The sequence below is a fragment of the Neisseria gonorrhoeae genome (assembly GCF_013030075.1).
In the GTDB taxonomy this organism is placed as follows: Bacteria; Pseudomonadota; Gammaproteobacteria; order Burkholderiales; family Neisseriaceae; genus Neisseria; species Neisseria gonorrhoeae.
The window spans coordinates 1,898,048-1,923,370 of record NZ_AP023069.1 but is presented as its reverse complement, the minus strand read 5'-3'; the positions used below and the strand labels follow the sequence as shown (position 1 = coordinate 1,923,370).

The window sequence follows — 25,323 nt, the reverse complement described above, 5'->3', positions numbered from 1 at the left end:
GGACAGCCCCTTAAAAAATATCCCTTTGAAAGATTTTGATGAAGTTTGTGAAAAGTGGGAGAAATCCTTTAAAGAAAATGGAAAAGAAATTGAATATAATCAAAAATATTCAAGAATTTATGGTGAAGTTCGTGGAGCTGGCTTTAATGGCGATATCGGAGAAAAGCTACATCGTTGTGCCGTGATGGAATGGGCTGAAAATGAGACCGTGAAATTAGCCCAAAAATGGGAACAAGAGCAGAAAAAACAACAAATTCAACAGAAAAAGGAAACTGAAAAATCGCCAAAACACAAAGCCAGTCGTGATGATTGGGAAATGGAACGTTAAACCGCTATTTTCATGTATTCTATTAAATTATTTGAAAAAAGACTTCACTTTTTGTTAAAGAAAAATGAAGTCTTGTTCTGTTCAACCTAAATTCAGAATTTTATCTGCCGATTGAATTGTTTCTTGGCGGTGTGCAACCATTATTTTCATAATACCAAGACTTTTTAGGTTATGGTTAATTTTTTGTTCATTTTCTACATCTAAATGGCTACTTGCTTCGTCTAAAAATAGAATTTTGGGTCGTTTATACAATGCACGAGCCAAGATAACTCTCTGCTTTTGTCCACCTGATAAGATATTTCCCATATCGCCAATCAAGGTCTCATAGCCCATTGGCATTTTAAGTATATCGTCATGTATTTGTGCCATTTTTGCACATTGTTCAATGAGCTCCATATTTGGGCTTTCATCAAAAAATGAAATATTTTCCCCAATAGAACCTGCAAAAAGGACATCATCTTGGCGAACAATCCCGCTCAATCCCCTAATAAAGGATGGAGAAACTTGATATATATCATGCCCATTAATACTAACTGTACCAGTTTCAGGTTTTAGGCTACCTGTTAAAATGTTTAACAAAGTGGACTTCCCCCGACCAGATTGTCCTGTTAAAACAACTGCTTCATTATCTTTGAATTCCAAATTAATGTTTTCAAAAAGATATGGCTCATTATCAGCATATCTGAATGAGACGTTTTCAACTTTAAGAACCAGTTGTTCATTATCTAATTTAGGTATATGATTATACTTAATAATTTCAGTTTCTGTTTCATTTAAAGTAATGTCAGCCAAACGTTCAGCATGAAGCCCTAACATTTTGATTTGGATGTATTGGTCAACGAGAGAAGCTGTTCTGCTTTCAAATTGCCCTTTATAAGCCAAAAAAGCCATCAGAACACCGACTGTAAATGAACCATCTAAAATTGCGCTTGCACCAAGATAAATTATGATAATATTTTCCATGCTAAACAACAGTTTATTTGAAAATTCAAATAAAGCAGAGAGTTTATCTGTTGTCAGCTTGGTATTGACTGTATTCACAAATAGGCTCATCCAAGTGCCATGTCTTTGATAATGTTTATCAAATAATTTAACTGATTGGATACCACGAATGGTTTCCATGAAATATGAGTTTTGTTTGGCTTCATGAACAATATTTTCTTCTGTTGCATTTCTTAATGGGTAATATGCAAGCCAACGAATTAGTATGTACAAAACAAGTGTTAAAAGAACAATCAGCGATAATTGAGTGCTGTAAATTGTCATTAACACGAAAGTAAAAATAGCCATTAAGCTATTTAAAACTAAAACAAAAAAAGTAGAAGTTAGTGTTTCTTGGATATGATCTATTGAACCAAATCTTGAAATCACATCTCCTAAATGTCGTTTACTGAAATAGTCATTAGGTAAGTCAAGTAACCTTTTAAATATATTGGCTTTCCATTGTAAATTAAGAGTTGTAGATAGGTGCATACCTACCCATGCTTGTAACAGGCTAATTAACTGTTGCAGGATAGCCAGTAAACCAAATCCCAAAGTAAGGGTCAGTAATAAATTTTTATCAGCAGTTACAATGATATGGTCTATTACCCATTGCATAAAGAATGGACTAACCAATGCAAAGACTTCCAAAGAAATAGCTAATATAAGCATTTGAATTAAAGAGCGTTTTAAGCCTGAAATCCCCCTTAATAGAGATAATATTTTGATTTTCTTTGTTTCTTTTTTCTCTTCAAAATGGGTATTGGGGAATAATTCTAGGGCAATCCCTGTGAATTTTTGTGAAACTTCGTCCATTTTGATTTTTCGCATACCGACAGCAGGGTCCATAATGACGATACTGTCTTTGGAAATGGAACAAAGTACAACAAAATGGTTTAAGTTCCAATGGAGAATGCAGGGTAGTTGTAAATTTGACAGCTCATCTAACTCTAAACGCAAAGCTCGTGGCGTTAAATTCATTTCATTGCCAAATCTCATGATGTCTGCAAGATTTGCGCCCTTTAATGACAGGGTGTATTTTTGGCGTAACGTTCTTAAATCAGTGTGAAAGCCATAATAGGACAAGATGGATGTCAGGCATGCTAAACCACATTCAGCAACTTCTGTTTGCAGAATGACAGGTAGCTTTTTGTTAAATCCAAAGGACAGTCTTGATAAATAATCCATTTTTAATTGATTTTTCCTGAAATGCTGTAAAGTGGGTCAAGTACCCATTCGTACAATTTTTTTCGTTCATGGAGAATATCTGCTTCTAAAATCATGCCAATTTGAAGCGGCTTGTTTTCTCCGTATGCTTTAATCGTTTGTTTTTCCAATTTAACTTTCACAAGATAGGCAGGTTCATTTAATAAGGTTGGGTTAGTGAAAATGATACCTAAACCTGATAGCTCTTGTTTACCGAGAGCAGTTCTGGCAACTGAAATAATTTCTCCTGTGGCATGTCCAAATTTTTGGTAAGGGTACGCTTGGTAACGTAAAACAACTTTATCTTTCGGTTTAATAAAACCAACAGCTTTACTGGGTATGTAAAGATTGGCGACCAATTCAGTTTGTTCAGGGACAATGCTTAACAGCAATTTAGACGGTTCAACTTGTTGCCCTATATCAACATTAATTGTTGAAATATAACCTGATTTACTAGCTCGTATGGTTTGTTCGGATTTCAAATCAAAATCCAAAATTTCTTGGTTCATTTCCGTAATCGCACGGTTGAGTTGGCTCAATTCGGTTTTATGGCGTTCAGGCAGGCTGCTTAATGTGATTTTCTGTTCATCAAGTTCCCTGATTGCATTATTTTGTTCACGTTTTAGGCTCTCCAAACGTGAGCGTTGTTCCAATAAATGGCTTTCGGCGGTCATCTTATCTTGTTGGGATACTGCGCCTTGACTGGCTAAAAACTTGTTCTTGTTAAGGGTTTTTTCCGCTAAACGAATTTGACGATTTTGCCCTGTAATTTGCTGTTTAATATTCTCTAATTGATTGTTTAAACGATGAATGTTGTTATGAACATTTTTTTGCTCATTTTGATGAATGCGCTTTAAACGTTCCAATTCTTGTAATGCCAAAGTTTTTTTAAGGTTGGCTTCTGCTGCCAATTTGGCTTGTACGTTTCCTTTTTCGCCAAAACGCGATGTGGAAAGTTTGAACAATGGTTCGCCAGCTTTGACAAAGTTACCATCTTCAACAAATTTATGCGTAATCGTGCCGATATCGGAAGAGTAAACACGAACCACCCCCATAGTTGGAAGTAATTGACCTTCAACGGTTGTTTTATTGGTATAGCTACCAAAAATCAAAAAGATAATGATACACAGAGCAATGAGAAAAGCGCAAAAAGTCAGAAATAAAAAAGAGAATGGACGGGTCAAGATAACCTGACCTGTCCACTTATTTTGTTGGGCTACAAAGACTTCTTTTCGGAATAAGTGGGACATTTATTATTATTTCTTAAAAAAAATGGATAGAAAAACACCAATAATTAAATACTTATGCCTAATAACATAAATTTGCTATTGATTGATGTTTCTATTTTAATTACATTAAATTTAACCAATAATCCAGAAATGGTTGCAGCTAAAATGCAAAAGACAGTGGCGTAAATGGTTTCAGTATTCACAATTTTTCTCTTTCAAAATTGTTCAATCTAAATAGAAAAAGGTAACTTCAATACATATTGCTGTAACTGAAATTACCTTTTCCTTAATGATGTAATTATCTTATGGCTTCATCATGCCACGACCGATATTGTATCCGCCAGCAACAGAGAAAATACCAGCTCCCATTGCGTCAACCCAGCCTACTGGTCCTGTCCACTTGTTCCGTTGAGCTACAAAGACTTCTGGTCTGAAAAATGAGTGATTGTTAGACATGTGTACTTATTTATGTTTCTTTGATTGGGATAAATTTGTAAAAACAAAAAAAAGGCAAGTTGTTATTATAGAAGAACTTAAAATGCTTAACATACTCATTGAGGTTTGTACCACATAATGAGATACGAGATAATTTGTTGGGAGTAAAATCAAAAAAAAGATTAAATATTTAAAATAATCACTATATTTTTTCATTATTTGTTCCTTTTTGTATTTAAGTTCTTATGAAAAACTAGGGTATTTTGAATAGAAAATATCAAAATACCCTAGTTTTATTAAGGAATATTACCACCAACAAGTGCTTCCATATTGTACAGAACCAGTGATTGCACCACCAATAGCTCCGAATTTCGCACCTGGAATAGCACCAATACCACCTGCAAATGAACCAACAATTGCCCCACCAGCTGCTCCACCTAATGCACTACCAATGGTATTTTTTGAGAAATCACGCCAGTTACAAGCAGCACCAGAAACTTGTTGAATTTCATCCAAAGTCAAAACTTGCATAATATTCACCTTTGTTAAGTGTGGTTGAGAAAAAAGTAAATTTTCATCGTTACTCATTATTTGCAATCATGCATATACTGTAACCAAGCACTATATTCAGTTGGATCATAGTTTTTACTACTGGGTTGTCTGATATGACTATTGGCACTATTGGCACAACTGGGATTAGCAACTTTATTGTGAGTACCTAATGGATTGATATTTCCTGTAAAGTGGCTATTGCATGCGCTTAATGAGCATAGATTTATTAATGTCAGAAAGGATAAAACAAAAAATCTTACCATTTTTTACTAAAACCAAAAGTAGGTTTCGAAAACTGTACACCAAGACCTTGTACATATCCAAATTGCTTGCTAACAGAAAACTCTACTCCACTATTGTTAGGGGAATAGGAAACACCAATTTTACCAACAGCAACCATATCTTTTTTACCTAGGTTGCCGCCACCCTGTGCAGAGATATGGAATTTGCCACCTGACACTTCAACTAATTCAGAGGTGTGTAACTCTTTCATGATTTTCTCCTGTAAAGAAGTATGGTTGGAAATGTAAATCAGAATCAATCTTTCTTAAGTTTAATTTAATACTTTTTTTTGCAAGTATTTTATTTTAAATTAAATCAATATTTTAAAAATATTTACTTGTATACTGAAAAAGAAACTCCTAATGGCGGAGTGGGGCTTTTGTTTAAGTAAGCATTGAAAAAATTTAAATTTCCCATTATGATTAACTTAATGCAAGAGCTTTTTCAGGACGTACAAACCAGCGAATGATGTGGGCAGGTTGGTTGTCGCTAACCAATTTCAGTAGCTCAATCGTCAGATTGGTATCCGACCCTATCAAGCTAAGGAGAGGCTGCGGCTACTACACAAAGCACCTGAAATTATTGGGTGCTTTTGTCTTTTTATGGCATTGTACCAATTTGTGTACCACGAGGGCTTGTTCGCCCAAACGCGGTAACAACTGAATACACACTTTCCCCCTCAACTTCTTTGCGTTCTAAAACGACTGTCCCAATCCGAGAATAGACAATCATAGGACGATGATTGCCCCTTACATCACTAAATTCACTAAAAATTTTTGCGCCTGATTGAAAAATCATTTCCACATAAAAGGGTTACACCTGTTTCATCGTGGCTTAATCCAAACCGCGTTAAATCTGCTTTGTGTTCTGCCAAAATGTGAATCACACCAAAGCCGTGATTAACCTTTTTGTGTTCGCCGTGTTTTAAAACAATTTGACCTGCCGGGAAGTCTGCTCTATTGTTCGGACAATAAGGGGAATATACCAATTACTTTAACTACATCATTTTTTGACATTTTTCTTGCCTTTCAATTTAAAATCCAAAATCATACTGCCATAATTTAGCAATCCAAAAAAATTTAGGCAGCAGTAATGGTTTCGTATTTTAGAAAACGAAACTTGGTTTGGTGTTTTGAAGCATTTCAGTACACAAACATGGAATTTTAAGCGGTTTGAGTATTCGGTACTGTAACCGTATAAACCTTACCATTTCGCTTCAAAAGACCGAATACGGCGACTTTACCGGCAGCACCGCGACCGCGTTTGCCTTTGCGTTGTCCGCCAAAATAACTTTCATCTGCTTCTACTTCGCCATCAAACATTTCCAAATGCGGACTGTTTTGATAAATAAGTAATCGTAAACGATGAAAATAATAGGCTGCGGTATTTTTATTAACGCCTACTAACTCTGCTGCCGTTCTTGCAGTTACACCTGCGACAAACAGTTCAATGAGTTTATTTTGTTTATACCGGCTTAGACGACTTTTTCTCATAGGGATAATTCTAACTTAATTTGAATTTCCCTAGTTATCTAGGACAGCCCCAAAATAAATTTAGCCTAAATCATAAAACCGTGTAATTTTGCACCAAAAAAGGCGGTTTGCAGGTAAAATATCAAACCATTAATTTAAATCATATTTTTACAGAATATTCCGCCGCGTTCACCAAATGGACATCAAACCGGTTCCAAATTTCTGTAATTTTGCAACAAAATACCGCAAAACACCCGATTGAGACCGAAAGGACTTTCATATGAACCAGACAAGCCGCGATCTGACCCGCATCAGCCACAACACCAAAATCGTCGCCACCCTTGGGCCGGGCAGCAACAACGTCGAACTGTTGGAAGACATGATCCGCGTCGGCGGCCTGAACGTCGTCCGCTTCAACTTCAGCCACGGCACGCCCGAATTCCATCAGGAAAACGCCCGCATCGTGCGCGAGGCGGCAAAACGCGCCGGACAGGAAATCGCCATCATTGCCGATCTGCAGGGCCCGAAAATCCGCGTGGGCAAAATCGCCGGCGGCGGCATCGAATTGAACAAAGGCGAAACATTGGTACTCGATGCCGCGCTCGAAGGCGAAGGCACGCGCGAGGCGGTCGGTTTGGACTACCGCGACCTGCCCGACGACGTTGCCGCAGGCGATGTCTTGTGGCTGGACGACGGCCTGCTGACCCTGACCGTGGAATCCGTCGAAGGCAGCAGGATTATCACAAGGGTGGAAAACAGCCACATCCTGAAAAGCAACAAAGGCATCAACAAACGCGGCGGCGGTTTGTCCGCAGGCGCGTTGACCGAAAAAGACTTCCGCGACCTGAAAACCGCGATTGCCATCGGTTGCGACTATCTCGCCATCAGCTTTGTGAAATCCGCCGAAGACCTGCACATCGCGCGCGCCAAAGTCGAAGAGGAAATGAAGGGCAGCACTGCCGTCCGCCCCGGTTTGGTTTCCAAAATCGAACGCGTAGAAGCGATTGAAAACCTTGATGAAATCATCCTTGCCGGCGACGGCATTATGGTTGCGCGCGGCGACTTGGCGGTCGAAGTCGGACACGCCGCCGTCCCCGCCCTGCAAAAACGGATGATCCGCCGCGCCCGCGAGTTGCGCCGCTTCAGCATTACGGCGACGCAAATGATGGAATCGATGATTACCAACCCCGTGCCGACCCGCGCGGAAGTCAGCGATGTGGCAAACGCGGTATTGGACGGCACCGATGCGGTGATGTGTTCCGCCGAAACCGCCGTCGGCGCGTATCCGTTTGAAACCGTCAGCCAAATGGCGATTATCTGCGCGGCTGCGGAAAAAGAACAGGATTCGCTCAACGGCGTTGCCGAACAGACAGAGTATCCCGAAGCCGTCAGCACCAACTTAGCGATTGCCGGCGGCGCGGTCAGCGTGGCGCGCGCGGTTCACGCCAAAGCCATCGTCGCCCTGACCGAAAGCGGTTCGACCGCCTTTGAAATCAGCCGCCACAATATTACCCTGCCGATTTTCGCGCTGACCCCGAGCGTTTCCGCCCAACGCCGTATGGCGATGTACCGGGGCGTGCGCCCGCTGATTTTGGCAACCAGCACCGACCACGACACGGCGTTGAACGAAGTCGAAACGATGCTGGTGGAACACAACATCCTGCATTCCGGCGACCAGTACATCATCACCAGCGGCTCGCAAATGCGCGAATCCGGTTCGACCAATACGCTGGAAGTGCTGCGCGTCAAATAATCCGCCCTGAGTGGAAAATGCCGTCTAAAGCCGATACTGTCGGGCTTCAGACGGCATTTTATTTGCATTCCGTCAGGTAAAACCGAAAGAATTGTGCAAATCCGGCAACATCGGATAAAATCGAGTGCCTATACTAAAGCGAAACAAGGCATTTCCGACTGCCTTTTTTATTTGTCCACCGTCCGCCTTTTTACGGAAACCGAAATGACCCCTTTCACACTGAAAAAACCGTCCTGCTGCTCGGCACTGCCTTTGCCGCCGCATCTGTCCACGCATCCGGCTACCACTTCGGCACACAGTCGGTCAACGCGCAAAGCACGGCAAATGCCGCCGACGCGTCGACCATCTTCTACAATCCCGCCGGCCTGACCAAACTCGACAGCAGCCAGATTTCCGTCAACGCCAACATCGTGCTGCCCAGCATTCATTATGAAGCAGATTCCGCCACCGACTTTACCGGGCTTCCCGTCCAAGGTTCTAAAAACGGCAAAATCACCAAAACCACGGTCGCACCCCACATTTACGGCGCATACAAAGTCAACGACAATCTGACCGTGGGCTTGGGCGTGTACGTCCCCTTCGGCTCTGCCACCGAATACGAAAAAGATTCCGTGTTGCGCCACAACATCAACAAACTCGGTCTGACCAGCATCGCCGTCGAACCTGTCGCCGCGTGGAAACTCAACGAACGCCATTCCTTCGGCGCAGGCATCATCGCCCAACATAATTCCGCCGAACTGCGCAAATATGCCGACTGAGGAATCCCAAAAAAAGCGCAAATGCTGCAAGCAACACCTTCTAATCCTACTGCCGCTGCTCAAATCAAGGCCGACGGACACGCCGATGTCAAAGGCAGCGATTGGGGCGTCGGCTACCAACTGGCGTGGATGTGGGACATCAACGACCGCGCGCGCGTGGGCGTGAACTACCGTTCCAAAGTTTCACACACGCTCAAAGGCGATGCCGAATGGGCGGCAGACGGCGCGGCGGCGAAACAACAGTGGAATGACAATATGCTCACACCGCTCGGTTACACGGCGAATGAAAAAGCCCGCGTCAAAATCGTAACGCCTGAGTCTTTGTCCGTACACGGCATGTACAAAGTGTCCGACAAAGCCGACCTGTTCGGCGACGTAACTTGGACGCGCCACAGCCGCTTCAATAAGGCGGAACTGTTTTTTGAAAAAGAAAAAAATATTGCTAATGGCAAAAAATCCGACCGCACCACCATCACCCCCAACTGGCGCAACACCTACAAAGTCGGCTTGGGCGGTTCTTATCAAATCAGCGAACCGCTGCAACTGCGCGTCGGCATCGCTTTTGACAAACCGCCTGTCCGCAACGCCGACTACCGCATGAACAGCCTGCCCGACGGCAACCGCATCTGGTTCTCCGCCGGCATGAAATACCATATCGGCAAAAACCACGTCGTCGATGCCGCCTACACCCACATCCACATCAACGACACCAGCTACCGCACGGCGAAGGCAAGCGGCAACGATGTGGACAGCAAAGGTGCGTCTTGCGCACGTTTCAAAAACCACGCCGACATCATCGACCTGCAATACACCTACAAATTCAAATAAACGTTACACCGTTTGAATATAAAAATGCCGTCTGAAACAGATTTCCGTTTCAGACGGCATTTTTATCCGGCAGCCGATACGCCTATCTCGGTATTCGGGAGAATATATACAGAACCTCCTTCATATCAAAATGGTAGGGACGCTCGGGCAACAGGACGGCGGCAGGCAGCTTGGTGATGCCGTTCAAACCGCGCGGGAACAGCGCAATCCGCTCTTTGCCCTTTTCCGCATAATCTGCTTTGCGGTTGTGGATGGAAACTACTTCGCGATGGCGGTAAAGCAGCGTGTTCATTTCGATATAGGCTTCGTTGTGGATGGCTGCCGACTGTTTCTGCAACACGTCAATCTGCCTGTTGAGCTTGTCGTTGGCTTTCATCAGCCTGTTGAAGAACGACGGTTGCTCCTGCAGTTTGGCGGTACAGGCTTCGATACTTTCCGATACCGGCCCGAACTGTTCGAGGTATTTTTCCAGACAGTTTTCCAAGTCGGTCAGGCAGCCGGCCATCTTGCGGGAAAATTCTTCTTCAGGCTTTCCCTGCCGAATGGACAATATAGCGGATTAACAAAAATCAGGACAAGGCGACAAAGCCGCAGACAGTACAAATAGTACGGCAAGGCAAGGCGAGGCAACGCCGTACCGGTTTTTGTTAATCCACTATATTTGGGAGGGGCGTAACCCCTTCCGAATCAGGATGGCACATAGGGCGACGCTTTATGTGCCGTCCTGTGTGTTGAAACATCAGCATAGGAAACACAGGAAAAGCCGGCTGTTTTGCGCCTGCGTACCGTATTGGTCAAAATGCCGTCTGAAACCGACAACAGGGTTTCAGACGGCATTTCCGTCAATTTTCCCTTTATCTGCCGAACAGGTTGGCGATATTTTCCATCTGTTCTTCGGTAAAACCGTTTTCGCCCAATCTGGCGGCAACTGCCCATTCGCCCGACAAACCGTGGTCCGCACCGAGCTGCCGCCATTTTTCGACTTTGGCTTCGGCTGTGGTTTTTTCGGGCAGCGGTTTGACGGGAATCCTGCTTTTGGGGACGGTATTCATCGGTTTGCCCTAATCGATGGAATAGCCGCGAAGATACTGTATCCGTTCGCGCGTCATCCGCGTGTCGCATTGGAGCTTGAGGTATTCGGCGTATTCCTGCCGGTCTGCCTGCGCGGCGGCTTGTCGGCAGTTGCTGATTTTTTCCTGCGCCCACTTGCGCTGTTCGCCGACCAACTCTTTTTGCACGTCGGTATCGAGTCCTCCCCAAAGTTTGGTAATTTCGGATTCCGCACGTTGGTTTTGTACGCGCGCCTCTTCCACTTCGCCCCGTGATACGGTAACGGTATCGGCACGCTCGACGTCGTCGGGATGCAGGATTTCGGGTTCGGGCGCGCCTTCTGCGGCTTGGGGTACGCCCGCATCGCCGCCGGCGGCATTGTGTTCCAAAATGTCTTCGGGGGTGGGTTTGGACGGTTCTTCTTCACGGGCTTTGCCGCTCAAAACCCTGACCGCGTCTTCTTTTGTCACCGCCTTGCCGTCTATCATCACGATGCTCTTCACGCCGTAAGGCAGCAACGCGGCAGACAGCGTTTGCGTCGCCATACCGACCGTGTTGTCGATAAATGCCGTCCGAGCGTCTTTGGCGGGCAGGAAGCGGACGGCTGCCGTCAATACGCCGTCTTTAAACTCGACATTGCCGCCCGTCTTCTGCTGCACGATGTCTGCCAAAGACGTTTCCCCATACAGCAGGGGGCTGTTTGCCTCGGCATCGGCAAGCGTTTCAGACGGCACGGTAATGTTCAAATCGGCGATACAGAACGTGCGCCCGCCTTCCTGCGTTTCCGAAGCGTGTTCCAAAGAAAACGCCAAACCGTAGGCGGCGGCGATAATTTTGTCGGCATCGACAAACTGCCTGCCGTCTTCGCGCGCGAAAGAACGCGCTTCCTGCGTGAGCGTTTCCTGAATACTGCCGCGTATGTCCTGCAACACGGCGGGGTTGGCGCATTCCAACGCCTTGGGCGGTTCTTCCCTGCCGCACGCTGCAAGCAGCAGGGCAAACGGCAGCGCAATGAGTTTCCGATACATGATGTTCCTTCCAAACGGTGCAGACCGATGGCGGCTATCATAGCAAAAGCACCTGCAGGCGGTAAACCTTGCAGGCGCTTTGTCGGAAAGGCGGAAAATCAGCCTTTAAAGAAATTCACAAAACCGGTGAGAATCGCGGCATTAATCAAATCGACAAAGAACGCGCCGACCATAGGCACAATCAAAAACGCCTTATGCGACGCGCCGAAAGTATGCGTGACGGACTGCATATTTGCCACCGCCGTCGGCGTTGCGCCCAAACCGAAACCGCAGTGGCCGGCAGCCAATACTGCGGCATCATAGTCGCGCCCCATAAAGACATAGGTAACAAAAGTCGCGTACAAAACCATCACTGCGGTTTGTACTGCAAGAATCACGGTTACAGACCCCGCCAAACCGGTCAGCTCCCACAGTTTCAAATTCAGCAACGCCATTGCCAAGAAAAGCGAAAGCGAAGCATTGCCGAACACATCGATGGCACGGTCGAACATATTGACCTTGAATGCGGCGGTAAGGATGTTGCGGATAACCACGCCGCCAAACAGACACCACACGAATTTGGGCAGGTCGAACAGGTATTCTTTGTCGAAGCCGTCCATAATCTCGGCAAACGCCAGACACGCGGCAAACATGGCAAGCGTTTCAACGGCAGATTCCGCCGTAATCAGGCGGGTGCGTTTTGCCTGCTCGAACACGTCGTCCGCGTTGTCGTCCTGATCCTGTTTTGTGTTTTCAACCGGTTTGCGGCCCATTTTGTTGATCAGGCGGCGCGCAACCGGCCCGCCGATCAGGCCGCCGAACACCAGCCCGAAAGTAGCCGAAGCAATACCCAAACCGGTTGCGCCGACCAAGCCGTATTGCGTTTCAAAATTAGGTCCCCACGCACCTGACGTGCCGTGTCCGCCCGTCAGCGACACCGAACCGGTAATCAGACCGATGAGCGGGTCCAAACCCAAAGCCGTAGCCAGTCCGACCCCGACAAAGTTTTGCACCAAGATAAATCCGCCCACAATCGCGGTAAAAACCACCAGCGGCAAACCGCCCGCCTTCAAACGGGAAAAATCCGCGCTCAAGCCGATGGACGTGAAGAAAATCAGCATAAACGCATTTTGCAGCGGTTTCTCAAATTTGAAGCTCACGCCGTACGCCTCGTGCAGCGCAAACAGGATAATCGCGGCAATCAGCCCGCCCGCCACGGGTTCGGGGATGTTAAAATCACGCAAGATTTTGATTTTCTTAACCAAAACCTTGCCGACCAACAAAACCAAAGTGGCGGCAATCAAGGTGTAATAACTGTTAAACGCCCATTCCATATCGTTTGACCTCCTAAAATGTTTTTCTTTATATCCGCCCGAAGGGGACGCAAGCGCGAAGATATTAGGGGAATAGTTAAGGCTTGTCAAAGAATCGCCGTTTTTTATAGTGGATTAAATTTAAACCAGTACATCGTTGACTCGCCTTGCCGTACTATCTGTACTGTCTGTGGCTTCGTCGCCTTGTCCTGATTTAAATTTAATCCACTATACAACTATTTTTTACAAACAAAATGCCGTCCGAAACTCCGTTCAGACGGCATCATGGGAATACACATATTTGAAATAACAGAAAAAGCGGGGGCAAAACCCGCCGCTGCATCTGTCGCTGTACATCCCTGCTGTCGGACTTACCGCTTCAACTTCGCAAACGCATCCGCCATCGCCGAATTGGTTGGGACACGCTCGTTGCGTTGTGGTTTGCGGCCGGCTGTCCGTTCGCGGCTGCGGTTTTTCCAGCTCGGACAGAATGTCCAGAATGGTCGGCAGTCCGAAGTGTTCGTCGGTGAAGTCGGACGCTTTGATTTGCTTCACGCGCTCGCGGTTAACTGCCTAAATATGAAATTCTTGGTCTTCTTGTAGCATAAGTTCTCGATGATATGCCAAGTAAGATTTACGTTTGTCGTTGAGCAGATTGTTATCTAGCTTCACATCACACCAACGTCGCCAAACATCATCTGATAACCGCTTAGATTTCACCATATTTCCTTCATCATCAAACGAAATATATTTCAAATCAAATAGGCTATCCAAGGTACGACTTAATAGCAAGCCGTTATTTGGGTCGTATGCTTCGGTATCATCCGACAGGATGAAAGGCTTAATATGACTGGCAATCAATACAGGATAGGCAAGTTTTTCCAGCATACATTTCACATTACCGTAATGTTCTTCACTTTCTTCTTGAAGTTGGTTTTTGTATAGGCGATGTAAATAAGGGTCGCGTTTCCTTACAGTAATTTCATCCAAATTACCAAAAATACGTTGGGCATCCTCAGCAAAATATAAGTCATCACCTACTCGTTTTAAGTCGTCTAATTTGTCTAATAGGTTCCATAAATAACTTATTTGATTGTATTTTCGTTCAATAAATCCTGATTCTATTCCCTGTTGAAAATAATCATTCAATTCTGTTTCGGTTAGATAATCTTGTTGAAAGGTTTTTAAGTCTACTAACATCATGGCGGCAATTTCTTTTTTATTTAGCTTGCCTTGTGGATGCTCGACCAGCGTTTTAATCAGGAAATTTATTTGTCGAATATTAGAGTTTTCAGTTACTGAACGCTGAAAGCCAGAGTGCGTATATACGATTTTGGAAAGTAGGGTTTGTCGTTTTCGGTTAGTACGAGCTTGTACATAATCTCGTGATAAAGGTGTATAGCTTGATAAAAACGGTTCTATAAATCCCATTTTTACAAATTGATTAATAGCTTTACGAACCGAGGCCAAATTCATGGCCTTGCTTGTTCTCTGCGAAGCCATAACGGAATCTTGGGCAATGTTTTGCTGCAATGCTTCATATAGTTCGTTGCTGTATGGCTGGTCTTGATTCGCATCAATAAAGTCAAGACAAATATTGAGTGCAGTACAAAATTTTTGATCGTTATAATTTGTAAAGGCATTGGTAAACGCCCAATAATCTTCATAAATTTGGCTGTTTGGCTGATTATTACTCATCTCTGTCTCCAAGAATATTCGATACCAATATTCTGTTTTTGTATTTAAGTAATATCTATCATTCATGTATTTTCTACTAAAAACAGAATTTCCTTATGGCTTTGCTTCTTTTCTTTTCCTGTAACCTTATAAACGTGAGGCGTTTCCAAGATTTGTACATTTCGCCCATTTTTACCTAACATTTCTTCTAATTCATCTCGGTTTGGATATGAAGCATTGTTGTAGCTTAACAGCCAATATTTAAATGGTTTCAAATGATTGATTACCCTTTTAAATAATTCGACAGCCTGCTTTTTATCCATGAAATGATTGGCAAATGGTTTGGGTATGGATGATGTAATGTAACTGTCCAATAATCCGTAAAAGCCAAAATAATTGTTCATCGTGCCTGTGTAAGGTGGGTCTAAATAGACGGCATCAGCTTGTATATTAGGTAATAAATCAAATATATCTTGATTAAAGGCGTGATGCCGCCAGCCATTATTGAAAACAGCTTGGTTATAGTCATCCAAATTTTGCAGAAAATGACTTTGAAAACTTTCATTGTGGTAGGCGCGTCGACGGCCATATTTAGCATAACTGTATTCTTCATCACGCAGTTGTTTAACTTTTTCCCAAGGAATTGTGAATCGTGAATAGGGCATTTTACGTATCATGGCGCGACGCATTAAAGTAAACGCCAAAGCACGTTTATACTGGTTATTCAGCTTCCCTATATTTTTACGGTACAAATCAAGTTGTTGGCATTCATCGTGAAAATAGAATTTTTCGGAATAACGCTGACTCATAAAACCGGCATGCGGGCTGCCTGAAAAAATCATTGCGACATCATCGTCATTTAATGTTTCATGGTTGTTTTCTATTAATGCTAAAGCAATTTGGTAATTAATTGCCAAAATATCGTTAGTAATCACACGATAGCCGCGTTTTTTGGCTTCGTAGGCAAAGGAACAGCCTCCACTAAATACATCTGCAACTGTATCTACATCAGACGGAAGCTGGTCACAAATCCAGGAAGCTATTTTCTCTTTATTACCGATATAGTTAATTTTCGGATATTTCTTATTCATTTTCACTCATTTTTAAAATACTTTCAGCAATAGCTTTTGCCAATAAAGGCGGCACGGCGTTACCAACCTGCTGCTGCTGGGCAATTTTGCTGCCGCAAAAAATAAAATTATCAGGGAAAGATTGTAAGGCAGCTAATTCACGAACGGTTAAAGCCCGATTCTGTTCATAGTGAAAAACTTTGCGCATATCTCCTGTAATACAAACGGCTGGTTTGTTGCTGTTGTAACGGATGTATTTACGGATATCACCTGTTTTCGGACGTAATGGTTCAGGAATATCGTTACGGTTACCTCCATTTTTAACAAATGCCATTTTTTCTAACATTTGTGCCGAATGATTCATAGCTTCATGATTTGCAACGTGTGGATTGCTTTCGCCAGCAGCCAGTTTTGGAAAATGTCCTATTGCTGATCCAACAGTCTGATGGGAAATCTGCAAAGGTTCGGGAAAGGAAATTTTGCCTTTATCCCTCCTCCCGATAAATATCACTCGGCTACGTATCTGAGGAACACCGAAATCGGCTGCACTCAGTATCTTACATTCCACCGAATAACCGATATTCTGAAATGCTTGAATAATCTCAATACGTGTTTTACCTGAATTGTGTGTATAGAGTCGCGCTACATTTTCCATAACAAAAAAATATGGTTGGACAATTTTAACTATTCGGACAAACTCTTTAAATAAATGGTTGCGTGGGTCATCTGTAAATGTCCGTCCAATCTTTCCTGCCATACTAAAACCTTGACAAGGTGGTCCTCCAATAACCAAATCAACTGATTGTCCGTTAAGACAATTGGTTAAATCTTGTTCGGTTAGTGTGGTTAAATCTTTTTGCAGTAATTGATGACGGGGGAAGTTGGTACGGTAAGTCTGACAATAATCAGACTCCATTTCAACAGAAAGCAATTGTTGGAATCCGGCTTGTTCAAAACCCAAGGATAGGCCTCCTGCTCCTGAGAAAAGGTCAATATAGGTAAGTGGTGTGTGCATAAGTCAAAATCCATAAACTCTTCGATTATTTTACCGCTTCAACTTCGCAAACGCATCCGCCATCGCCGAATTGGTCGGGGCGCGGTCGTTGCGTTGGGGTTTGCGGCCGGCTGTCCGTTCGCGGCTGCGGTTTTCAGACGGCATTTTATGTTTTGCGCCGCCCGGTTCGTCATCCAAGCGCATGGTCAGCGCGATGCGTTTGCGTGCGGCATCGACTTCCAGCACTTTCACTTTTACCACGTCGCCGGCTTTCACCACGTCGCGCGGGTCTTGGACGAACTTATTAGACAGGGCGGAGATGTGCACCAAGCCGTCCTGATGGACGCCGATGTCCACGAACGCGCCGAAGTTGGCGACGTTGGAGACCACGCCCTCGAGTATCATGCCGACTTGCAAGTCGCTGATTTCGTGGATGCCTTCGGCAAACGATGCCGTCTGAAACGCACCGCGCGGGTCGCGGCCGGGTTTTTCCAGCTCGGACAGGATGTCCAAAATAGTCGGCAGACCGAAGCGTTCGTCGGTGAAGTCGGATGCTTTGATTTGCTTCACACGCTCGCGGTTGCCGATGAGTTCGGCGGCGGTAATGCCTTGTTGCGCCAGCATTTTGGCGACGACGGGATAGGCTTCGGGGTGGACGGCGCTCGCGTCCAGCGGCTCTTTGCCGCCGTTAATCCGCAAAAAGCCTGCTGCTTGCTCGAAGGTTTTTTCGCCCAAGCGCGGTACTTTTAGCAATTTTTTTCGGCTGTCGAACGCGCCGTTTTCATCACGGTAGGCGACGATGTTTTGGGCAAGGGTTTGATTCAAGCCGGAAATCCGCGCCAAGAGCGGGGCGGAGGCGGTGTTCGCGTCCACGCCGACGGCGTTCACGCAGTCTTCGACCACCGCGTCCAGCGATTTGGCGAGCCGGCTTTGGTTCACGTCGTGCTGATACTGCCCCACGCCGATGGATTTGGGGTCGATTTTGACCAACTCGGCAAGCGGGTCTTGCAGCCTGCGGGCGATGGACACTGCGCCGCGCAGGGAAACATCTAAGTCGGGAAACTCGCGCGCCGCCAGTTCGGACGCAGAATAAATCGACGCGCCGGCTTCGGAAACGACGATTTTGTGCAGGCTGCTTTCGGGCATTCCGCGCACCAGTTCGCCCGCGATTTTGTCGGTTTCGCGGCTGGCGGTGCCGTTGCCGATGGCGATGAGCTTCACACCGTGTTGTTTAATCAGGCGCGACAACGTTGCCAACATATTGTTTTCTTGATGCAAATAGACAATGACCGTATCCAGCAGTTTGCCCGTGTCGTCCACCACGGCGCATTTCACGCCGTTGCGGTAGCCGGGGTCGAGTCCCAAAGTGGTCAGCCGCCCGGCGGGCGCGGCGAGCAGCAAGTCTTTGAGATTGCGGGCGAACACGGTAATCGCGTCAGTGTCGGCAGCTTCTTTCAAACGATTGAGAGCTTCGAGTTCCAGCGACAAAAAGATTTTCGCGCGCCAAGTCAGGCGCACGGTGTCGCGCAGCCATTTGTGGCCGTCTGAAACCTTGAAGCGGCGGGCGATGATTTGCTCGTATTCGCTTTGCTGCGTAATCGGCGTGTCGTCGGGCTGGTATTTGAGCGCGATGTTCAACACGCCTTCGTTGCGACCGCGCAAAACCGCCAGCGCGCGGTGGCTGGGCATGGCGCGCACGGGTTCGCGGCGGTCGAAATAATCGCTGAATTTTTCGCCTTCGGTTTCTTTGCCTTCAACGACTTGCGTGTGGATTTCGGCTTCGTTCCACAGCTTGTCGCGCAGCGTGCCGATGAGTTCCGCGTCTTCGGCAAACTGCTCCATCAGAATCGCGCGCGCGCCATCCAGCGCGGCTTTGGCGTCGGGGATGTTTTCGTTCAGGTAGCCTTGCGCGGCGGCTTCCACGTCCTGCGGCTGTTCGGCAAGCAACACGTCCGCCAGCGGCTGCAAACCGTGTTCGCGAGCGATTTGCGCTTTGGTGCGGCGTTTGGGTTTGTAGGGCAGGTACAGGTCTTCCAACGCGGTTTTGTTGTCGGCGGCTTCGATTTGCGCCCTGAGGTCGTCTGAAAGCTTGCCTTGCTCTTCAATGCTTTTTAACACAACGGCCTTGCGCTCTTCCAACTCGCGCAGGTATTGCAGCCGCTCGGCAAGCTGGCGCAGCTGCGTATCGTCCAGCCCGCCCGTGGCTTCTTTACGGTAACGCGCGATAAAGGGGACGGTCGCGCCGTCGTCCAAAAGCTCGATAGCGGCATTGATTTGCACGGTAGTGGCGGAGAGTTCTTGGGAGAGGATTCGGGTGATGTTCATAAATTGCCTCCGTGATGCCGTCTGAACAGCCGACGGCGCAATGTGGGTAATCGTTTGGAAAAGATGAAGATAATACTGATATACTTTGCCCGATACAATCTGAAAGGAATGTTTATGACCGTCCTGATTACCGGCGGCACCGGCTTTATCGGTTCGCACACCGCCGTCTCGCTCGTCCAATCCGGTTACGATGCCGTGATTTTGGATAATCTGTGCAACTCGTCTGCCGCCGTCCTCCCGCGCCTTCGGCAAATTACCGGCAGAAACATACCGTTTTATCAGGGCGACATCCGCGACTGTCAGATTTTGAGGCAGATTTTTTCAGAACATGAAATCGAATCCGTCATCCATTTTGCCGGTTTGAAGGCAGTGGGGGAAAGCGTTGCCGAGCCGACAAAATATTACGGCAACAATGTTTACGGCAGCCTGGTGCTGGCGGAAGAAATGGCGCGCGCGGGCGTGTTGAAAATCGTATTCAGCTCGTCGGCAACCGTTTACGGCGATGCGGAAAAAGTCCCCTATACGGAAGATATGCGCCCGGGCGATACCGCTAATCCTTACGGTGCGTCCAAAGCGATGGTGGAGCGGATGTTAACCGACATCCAAAAAGCCGATCCGCGTTGGAGCGTGATTTTGTTGCGCTATTTCAACCCGATCGGCGCGCACGAAAGCGGACTTATCGGCGAACAGCCCAACGGCGTTCCCAACAATCTTTTGCCCTATATCTGTCAAGTGGCTTCGGGCAGGCTGCCGCAACTGTCGGTATTCGGCGGCGACTATCCGACCCCCGACGGTACGGGAATGCGCGACTACATCCATGTGATGGATTTGGCAGAAGGGCATATCGCGGCAATGAAGGCGAAAGGCGGCGTTGCCGGCGTACATTTGTTCAACTTGGGTTCGGGACGCGCCTATTCCGTTTTGGAAATCATCCGCGCCTTTGAGGCCGCATCCGGTTTGCACATTCCTTACCGAATCCAACCCCGCCGCGCCGGCGACTTGGCGTGTTCCTATGCCGACCCGTCCCATACCAAACAACAAACCGGCTGGGAAACCAAACGCGGCTTGCAGCAAATGATGCAAGATTCGTGGCGTTGGGTCAGCCGCAACCCCGGCAGATATGGGGATTAAATGCAAACCGCAGGCAAAAAAAACATCCTCGTTACCGGCGGCGCGGGTTTTATCGGCTCGGCAGTCGTCCGCCATATTATCCAAAACACCCGAAATTCCGTCGTCAACCTCGACAAGTTAACCTACGCGGGCAATCTCGAATCGCTGACCGACATTGCCGATAATCCCCGCTACGCTTTTGAGCAAGTGGATATTTGCGACCGCGCCGAACTCGACCGCGTGTTCGCGCAATACCGGCCCGATGCCGTGATGCACTTGGCGGCGGAAAGCCACGTCGACCGCGCCATCGGTTCGGCAGGCGAATTTATCCGAACCAATATCGTCGGCACATTCGACCTGCTGGAAGCTGCGCGCGCCTATTGGCAGCAAATGCCGTCTGAAAAACGCGAAGCCTTCCGTTTCCACCATATTTCTACCGATGAAGTCTATGGCGATTTGCACGGCACAGACGATTTGTTTACAGAAACCACGCCATACGCGCCGTCCAGCCCCTACTCCGCCTCCAAAGCCGCCGCCGACCACCTTGTCCGCGCGTGGCAGCGGACTTACAGGCTGCCCTCCATTGTCAGCAACTGTTCCAATAATTACGGCCCCCGACAATTCCCCGAAAAACTCATTCCTTTGATGATTCTGAACGCACTTTCCGGCAAACCACTGCCTGTGTACGGCGACGGGGCGCAAATCCGCGACTGGCTGTTTGTCGAAGACCACGCGCGCGCGCTGTATCAGGTCGTTACCGAAGGTGTTGTCGGCGAAACCTACAATATCGGCGGACACAATGAAAAAACCAATCTCGAAGTGATCAAAACCATCTGCGCCCTCTTGGAAGAACTCGCCCCCGAAAAACCGGCCGGCGTGGCACGGTATGAAGATTTAATTACTTTCGTACAAGACCGCCCCGGCCATGATGCCCGCTACGCCGTCGATGCGGCGAAAATCAGGCGGGATTTGGGCTGGCTGCCTTTGGAAACTTTTGAATCCGGCCTCCGCAAAACCGTGCAATGGTATTTGGACAACAAAACCCGGCGGCAAAACGCATAAAACGGCAACTGCCGTTCGGAACGCTTAGGTACGGGCAAATAGTTTTCAGACGGCATCCCGACGCAATGCCGTCTGAAAACCCATCGCAAAGGAAGAAAGAAAAGATGAAAGGCATCATACTGGCAGGCGGCAGCGGTACGCGCCTATATCCGATTACGCGCGGCGTATCCAAACAACTGCTGCCCGTGTACGACAAACCGATGATTTATTACCCCTTGTCGGTTTTGATGCTGGCGGGAATCCGCGATATTTTGGTAATTACCGCACCCGAAGACAACGCTGCCTTCCAACGGCTACTCGGCGACGGCTCCGACTTCGGCATCCGCCTGCAATATGCCGTTCAACCCAGCCCCGACGGCTTGGCGCAGGCATTTATCATCGGCGAAGAATTTATCGGCAACGGCAATGTCTGCCTGATTTTGGGCGACAATATTTTCTACGGTCAATCATTTACGCAAACATTGAAACAGGCCGCCGCCAAGACCCACGGCGCAACCGTATTCGGTTATCGGGTTAAAGACCCCGAGCGTTTCGGCGTGGTTGAATTTGACGAAAACTTCAACGCCTTATCCATCGAAGAGAAACCGCAACAGCCCAAATCCGATTGGGCGGTAACCGGCTTGTACTTCCACGACAACCGCGCCGTCGAGTTCGCCAAACAGCTCAAACCGTCCGCACGCGGCGAATTGGAAATTTCCGACCTCAACCGGATGTATCTGGAAGACGGCTCGCTGTCCGTTCAAATATTGGGACGCGGTTTCGCGTGGTTGGACACCGGCACGCAAGAAAGCCTGCACGAGGCGGCTTCCTTCGTCCAAACCGTGCAAAATATCCAAAACCTGCACATCGCCTGCCTCGAAGAAATCGCCTGGCGTAACGGCTGGCTGACGAAAAAAGATGTGGAAACACGGGCAAAGCCTTTGGAAAAAACCGCCTACGGGCAATACCTGCTGCGCCTGATCGGCAAATAAATACCGTCTGAACGCCCCGACGGCTTTCAGACGGCATCCAAACCGTGCCGCGCCGCCACCTTAACCGACCTGCCGCACGGCGCGCATAAAAAATCAAACCGCAAAAAACAGCGGTAACGATACCGCCAAAGGACTTTATGGACATCATCGACACCGCCCTCCCCGACGTAAAACTTTTAAAACCGCAAGTCTTCACAGACGGGCGCGGTTTTTTTATGGAAACATTCCGCGACGGATGGTTCAAAGAAAATATTGCCGATCGAACTTTCGTGCAGGAAAACCACTCCAACTCCAGCAAGGGCGTATTGCGCGGCCTGCACTACCAAACCGAAAACACCCAAGGCAAACTCGTACGCATAGTTGTCGGCGAAGTGTTCGACGTGGCCGTCGATATGCGCGAAGGTTCGCCGACTTTCGGCAAATGGGCGGGCGCAACCTTGTCGGCGCAAAACCGATACCAGCTTTGGATACCCGAAGGCTTCGCACACGGTTTTTGCGTTTTGGGCGACGCGGCGGAAGTCGTGTACAAATGCACGGACTATTACAACCCTGAAACCGAACAGGTTTTAATATGGAACGACCCGGCAATCGGCATAGGCTGGCCGCTTCAAACCGCGCCGCTACTTTCGCCCAAAGACCTTGCCGGCAAAACGTGGGCACAAGCCGAAAAGCTCCGCCTTACGCTTTCCCGATAAAAAATGCCGTCCGAACGTTTCAGACGGCATTTTCTCCGACAGGCTACCTACCCGCCTTCAGTACGCGCTGTGCAAAGAAAAACATCCCGGTAACGAAGAACGCCAAGCCCAACCAAGAAGCGGCGGCATCCCAGTTTTGCAGATTCAACGCGAGCGGCGCATCCGAGCCGCCGTTGGTCACAGAGAAGGCAATAATAAACGCCATAATTACACCAATCAGGCTTTCACCGACAATCAGGCCTGCCGCGAAAAGCGTACCGATACGGTCGGCGTTTTTCAGACGGCCTTCGCGGTTTTCCGCCTTCTTGCCAATGATGTGTTTCAACACCGCCGCCAACACCGCGCCTGCCACGATGGGCATATTGACGGACGGCGGCAGATAAATGCCCATACCGACCGCAAGGACGGGCAGGGCAAGTTTACCGCCTGATGATTTTTTCAACACCAAATCGACGACGATTAATACCGCTCCAATCGCGATACCGGTAAAGATGTACGCCCATTCGAGGTTGTGGGCGAAAATGCCCGACGCAATGGTCGTCATCAAAGTCGCTTGAAGGGCTGCCAAAGCCTGCGCCGCATCCATGCCTTCGCGCGGCATTGCGCCGGTAAAGCCGTAGGCTTCGTAAAGCAGTTCCAACACGGGCGAAATAACCAGCGCACCAACGATACAGCCGATAATCAGGGCGACTTGCTGCCGCCAAGGCGTAGCTTTGAGCAGGTAGCCGGTTTTCAAGTCTTGCAGGTTGTCGTTGGAAATCGAAGCCACGCAGATTACTGCCGATCCGCAAAAAAGCGTCAACGCCAGTAAGAATTTGCGGTTGGCCTCATCCGCCAACAAACCTCCGGATTCGCCTACCAGCAGCAAAACCAGTGAAATAACGACGATGGACACGATGCCCACGCCGGAAATCGGGCTGGAAGACGAGCCGACCAAACCTGCCATATAACCGCAGGCGGCGGCGACCAAAAAGCCGATGACGGAAGCCAAAAGCGTGCAAACCGCCACCAAAAGCCACGCCATGCCGCCCGTAATGTGCGAATCGCCGATAAAGTGGTAAAACGACACGCCTAGAATAAACATCATAGACAACACCCAGAAAATCATGGCTTTAGGCGACAAATCCTGTTCGGCGCGTTCTGTAGCGGGCGCACCGCCGCCAAAACTCTTGAACGACATCTTCATGCCTTCCACCATTGGCTTGAGCAGCATCAAAAGCGTCCAAACCGCCGCGATACCTATGGTTCCCGCACCGATAAAACGCACTTTTTCCTTCCACAGCTTCATCGCAAACGCCGCCATTTCCATATCGGAAGGTTGCGGAATGTGTGAGGAGAAATACGGCACGGCAATACCCCAAGCAATCGAAATGCCCAGCAGGATGGCGATGCCGCCCGTCAGTCCGACCAAATAACCCGCGCCCAACAAGGCCAGTGAAAAGCCCATCGGCAGTTGGAAAATTGCCGTACCGCTTTTAAACCAATAACTCGCGCTATCGGCAATCACACGCAGACCTCCGGCGCAAAAGCTCATCAATCCCGCCAACGCGCCGCCGGCCGCCAGCTCTTTGATACCGCTGCCGCCCTGACGGTCATCCCCTTCTTCATGACCGCCCACTTTCAAAATTTCAGCAGCCGCCACACCTTCCGGATAAGGCAAATCGCTTTTCACCACCATCGCGTAACGCAGCGGAATGGTGAAAATCACCCCCAAAATCCCGCCGGCAATACATAAAAGCGTCGTCTGCCAAAACGGGAAACTGCTCCAGTAGCCCGCCATCAGCAAACCGGGCAGGACGAAGATGATGGTTGAAAGCGTACCCGCAGCCGAGGCTTGGGTCTGCACCATGTTGTTTTCCAAAATATTGCTGCCTTTGAAAAATTTTAAAACCGCCATCGAAATCACCGCCGCCGGAATCGACGAGGCAAAGGTCAGCCCGACTTTCAAACCGAGGTAAACGTTAGACGCAGTAAAAATTACAGTGATCAATGCGCCGAGTATCATGCCTCGGAGCGTCAGTTCGCGGTATTCTTCTACCGAACCGGATAAAGATTTATTCATTATTCTTCCTTTGACAACAGACGTTCACATATTGTTGGCATCACGCCATGATGTCAAGTTTTAAAAAGAACAGTTAAAAACAATTATCCCACCCTGCCCATACCCAATTGAAAATAAAAACTATTTCCAAACGAACAAAAACAGCCGTATCAGGGAGGTTCCC

At 47.6% G+C, this 25,323-nt stretch carries 20 protein-coding genes and 3 pseudogenes; 7 read left to right on the top strand and 16 right to left on the bottom strand.

What is annotated here, in order from left to right; translation table 11 throughout:
- Positions 1-25: 25 nt before the first annotated feature.
- Positions 26-328, top strand: a complete 303-nt coding sequence (locus HT085_RS10085) for a hypothetical protein (RefSeq protein ID WP_014575097.1) — start codon at positions 26-28, stop codon at positions 326-328.
- A gap of 81 nt (positions 329-409) precedes the next feature.
- Here the strand turns inward: HT085_RS10085 and HT085_RS10080 are convergent, their stop codons facing one another.
- The 5 genes and pseudogenes from HT085_RS10080 to HT085_RS10055 all read right to left on the bottom strand — a co-directional run.
- Positions 410-2,497, bottom strand: a complete 2,088-nt coding sequence (locus tag HT085_RS10080) for a peptidase domain-containing ABC transporter (RefSeq protein WP_003700725.1) — start codon at positions 2,495-2,497, stop codon at positions 410-412.
- Positions 2,498-2,499: 2 nt separating this feature from the next.
- The gene (locus HT085_RS10075; protein ID WP_002220133.1) at positions 2,500-3,765 is read right to left on the bottom strand and encodes an HlyD family secretion protein; all 1,266 of its coding nucleotides are present in this window, start codon (positions 3,763-3,765) and stop codon (positions 2,500-2,502) included.
- A gap of 720 nt (positions 3,766-4,485) precedes the next feature.
- Entirely contained in the window at positions 4,486-4,767 is a 282-nt protein-coding gene (locus HT085_RS10065) for a Blp family class II bacteriocin (RefSeq protein ID WP_080281794.1), read from the bottom strand.
- A 220-nt stretch (positions 4,768-4,987) separates the two neighbouring features.
- Positions 4,988-5,224, bottom strand: coding sequence for a hypothetical protein (locus tag HT085_RS10060; protein ID WP_003690275.1), 237 nt, complete (start codon positions 5,222-5,224; stop codon positions 4,988-4,990).
- A gap of 955 nt (positions 5,225-6,179) precedes the next feature.
- Positions 6,180-6,506 (bottom strand): annotated as a pseudogene (locus tag HT085_RS10055) (IS1595 family transposase); the annotation flags it as partial.
- 259 nt (positions 6,507-6,765) lie between these two features.
- Between HT085_RS10055 and pyk the strand changes: the two are divergent.
- Together pyk and HT085_RS10045 are read left to right on the top strand one after the other, a co-directional pair.
- A complete protein-coding gene (gene pyk, locus HT085_RS10050) occupies positions 6,766-8,238 on the top strand; it encodes a pyruvate kinase (RefSeq protein WP_003690149.1) in 1,473 nt (490 codons plus the stop codon).
- A 158-nt stretch (positions 8,239-8,396) separates the two neighbouring features.
- Positions 8,397-9,824 (top strand): annotated as a pseudogene (locus HT085_RS10045) (OmpP1/FadL family transporter).
- Between the two features lie 82 nt (positions 9,825-9,906).
- On the opposite strand, the gene HT085_RS10040 reads toward HT085_RS10045, so the two are convergent.
- The 10 genes and pseudogenes from HT085_RS10040 to HT085_RS09990 all read right to left on the bottom strand — a co-directional run bounded on the left by HT085_RS10040 (position 9,907) and on the right by HT085_RS09990 (position 19,260).
- Positions 9,907-10,329: a hypothetical protein gene (locus tag HT085_RS10040; protein ID WP_003690270.1), complete on the bottom strand. Its 423-nt coding sequence runs from the start codon at positions 10,327-10,329 to the stop codon at positions 9,907-9,909.
- Between the two features lie 182 nt (positions 10,330-10,511).
- Complete coding sequence (locus tag HT085_RS10035) at positions 10,512-10,661, bottom strand: hypothetical protein (protein WP_010951364.1); 150 nt, start codon at positions 10,659-10,661, stop codon at positions 10,512-10,514.
- 17 nt (positions 10,662-10,678) lie between these two features.
- The gene (locus HT085_RS10030; RefSeq protein ID WP_003690155.1) at positions 10,679-10,876 is read right to left on the bottom strand and encodes a hypothetical protein; all 198 of its coding nucleotides are present in this window, start codon (positions 10,874-10,876) and stop codon (positions 10,679-10,681) included.
- A gap of 9 nt (positions 10,877-10,885) precedes the next feature.
- A complete protein-coding gene (locus tag HT085_RS10025) occupies positions 10,886-11,902 on the bottom strand; it encodes a lysozyme inhibitor LprI family protein (protein ID WP_003690269.1) in 1,017 nt (338 codons plus the stop codon).
- Positions 11,903-12,000: 98 nt separating this feature from the next.
- On the bottom strand, positions 12,001-13,215 hold the full coding sequence (gene gltS / locus HT085_RS10020) for a sodium/glutamate symporter (protein WP_003690157.1): 1,215 nt from the start codon (positions 13,213-13,215) through the stop codon (positions 12,001-12,003).
- A gap of 447 nt (positions 13,216-13,662) precedes the next feature.
- Positions 13,663-13,761, bottom strand: a pseudogene (locus HT085_RS12300) (hypothetical protein); the annotation flags it as partial.
- 6 nt (positions 13,762-13,767) lie between these two features.
- Entirely contained in the window at positions 13,768-14,892 is a 1,125-nt protein-coding gene (locus HT085_RS10005; RefSeq protein ID WP_003690267.1) for an HNH endonuclease signature motif containing protein, read from the bottom strand.
- A 62-nt stretch (positions 14,893-14,954) separates the two neighbouring features.
- A complete protein-coding gene (locus HT085_RS10000) occupies positions 14,955-15,962 on the bottom strand; it encodes a DNA adenine methylase (protein ID WP_003690162.1) in 1,008 nt (335 codons plus the stop codon).
- On the bottom strand, positions 15,955-16,956 hold the full coding sequence (locus tag HT085_RS09995; protein ID WP_003690264.1) for a DNA cytosine methyltransferase: 1,002 nt from the start codon (positions 16,954-16,956) through the stop codon (positions 15,955-15,957). The genes HT085_RS10000 and HT085_RS09995 overlap by 8 nt, the downstream gene beginning before the upstream one ends.
- Positions 16,957-16,986: 30 nt before the next feature.
- Complete coding sequence (locus HT085_RS09990) at positions 16,987-19,260, bottom strand: Tex family protein (protein WP_003690262.1); 2,274 nt, start codon at positions 19,258-19,260, stop codon at positions 16,987-16,989.
- Between the two features lie 114 nt (positions 19,261-19,374).
- Here HT085_RS09990 and galE point away from each other — a divergent pair, with 114 nt between their 5' ends.
- From galE to rfbC, 4 genes are all read left to right on the top strand, one after another.
- Positions 19,375-20,391, top strand: a complete 1,017-nt coding sequence (galE, locus tag HT085_RS09985; protein WP_003690260.1) for a UDP-glucose 4-epimerase GalE — start codon at positions 19,375-19,377, stop codon at positions 20,389-20,391.
- A complete protein-coding gene (rfbB, locus tag HT085_RS09980; protein WP_003690258.1) occupies positions 20,392-21,432 on the top strand; it encodes a dTDP-glucose 4,6-dehydratase in 1,041 nt (346 codons plus the stop codon).
- A 104-nt stretch (positions 21,433-21,536) separates the two neighbouring features.
- A complete protein-coding gene (rfbA, locus tag HT085_RS09975) occupies positions 21,537-22,403 on the top strand; it encodes a glucose-1-phosphate thymidylyltransferase RfbA (RefSeq protein WP_010359534.1) in 867 nt (288 codons plus the stop codon).
- Between the two features lie 137 nt (positions 22,404-22,540).
- On the top strand, positions 22,541-23,098 hold the full coding sequence (gene rfbC / locus HT085_RS09970; protein ID WP_003690256.1) for a dTDP-4-dehydrorhamnose 3,5-epimerase: 558 nt from the start codon (positions 22,541-22,543) through the stop codon (positions 23,096-23,098).
- Positions 23,099-23,141: 43 nt separating this feature from the next.
- On the opposite strand, the gene HT085_RS09965 is transcribed toward rfbC, so the two are convergent.
- On the bottom strand, positions 23,142-25,160 hold the full coding sequence (locus HT085_RS09965) for an OPT family oligopeptide transporter (RefSeq protein ID WP_003690255.1): 2,019 nt from the start codon (positions 25,158-25,160) through the stop codon (positions 23,142-23,144).
- Positions 25,161-25,323: the final 163 nt, after the last annotated feature.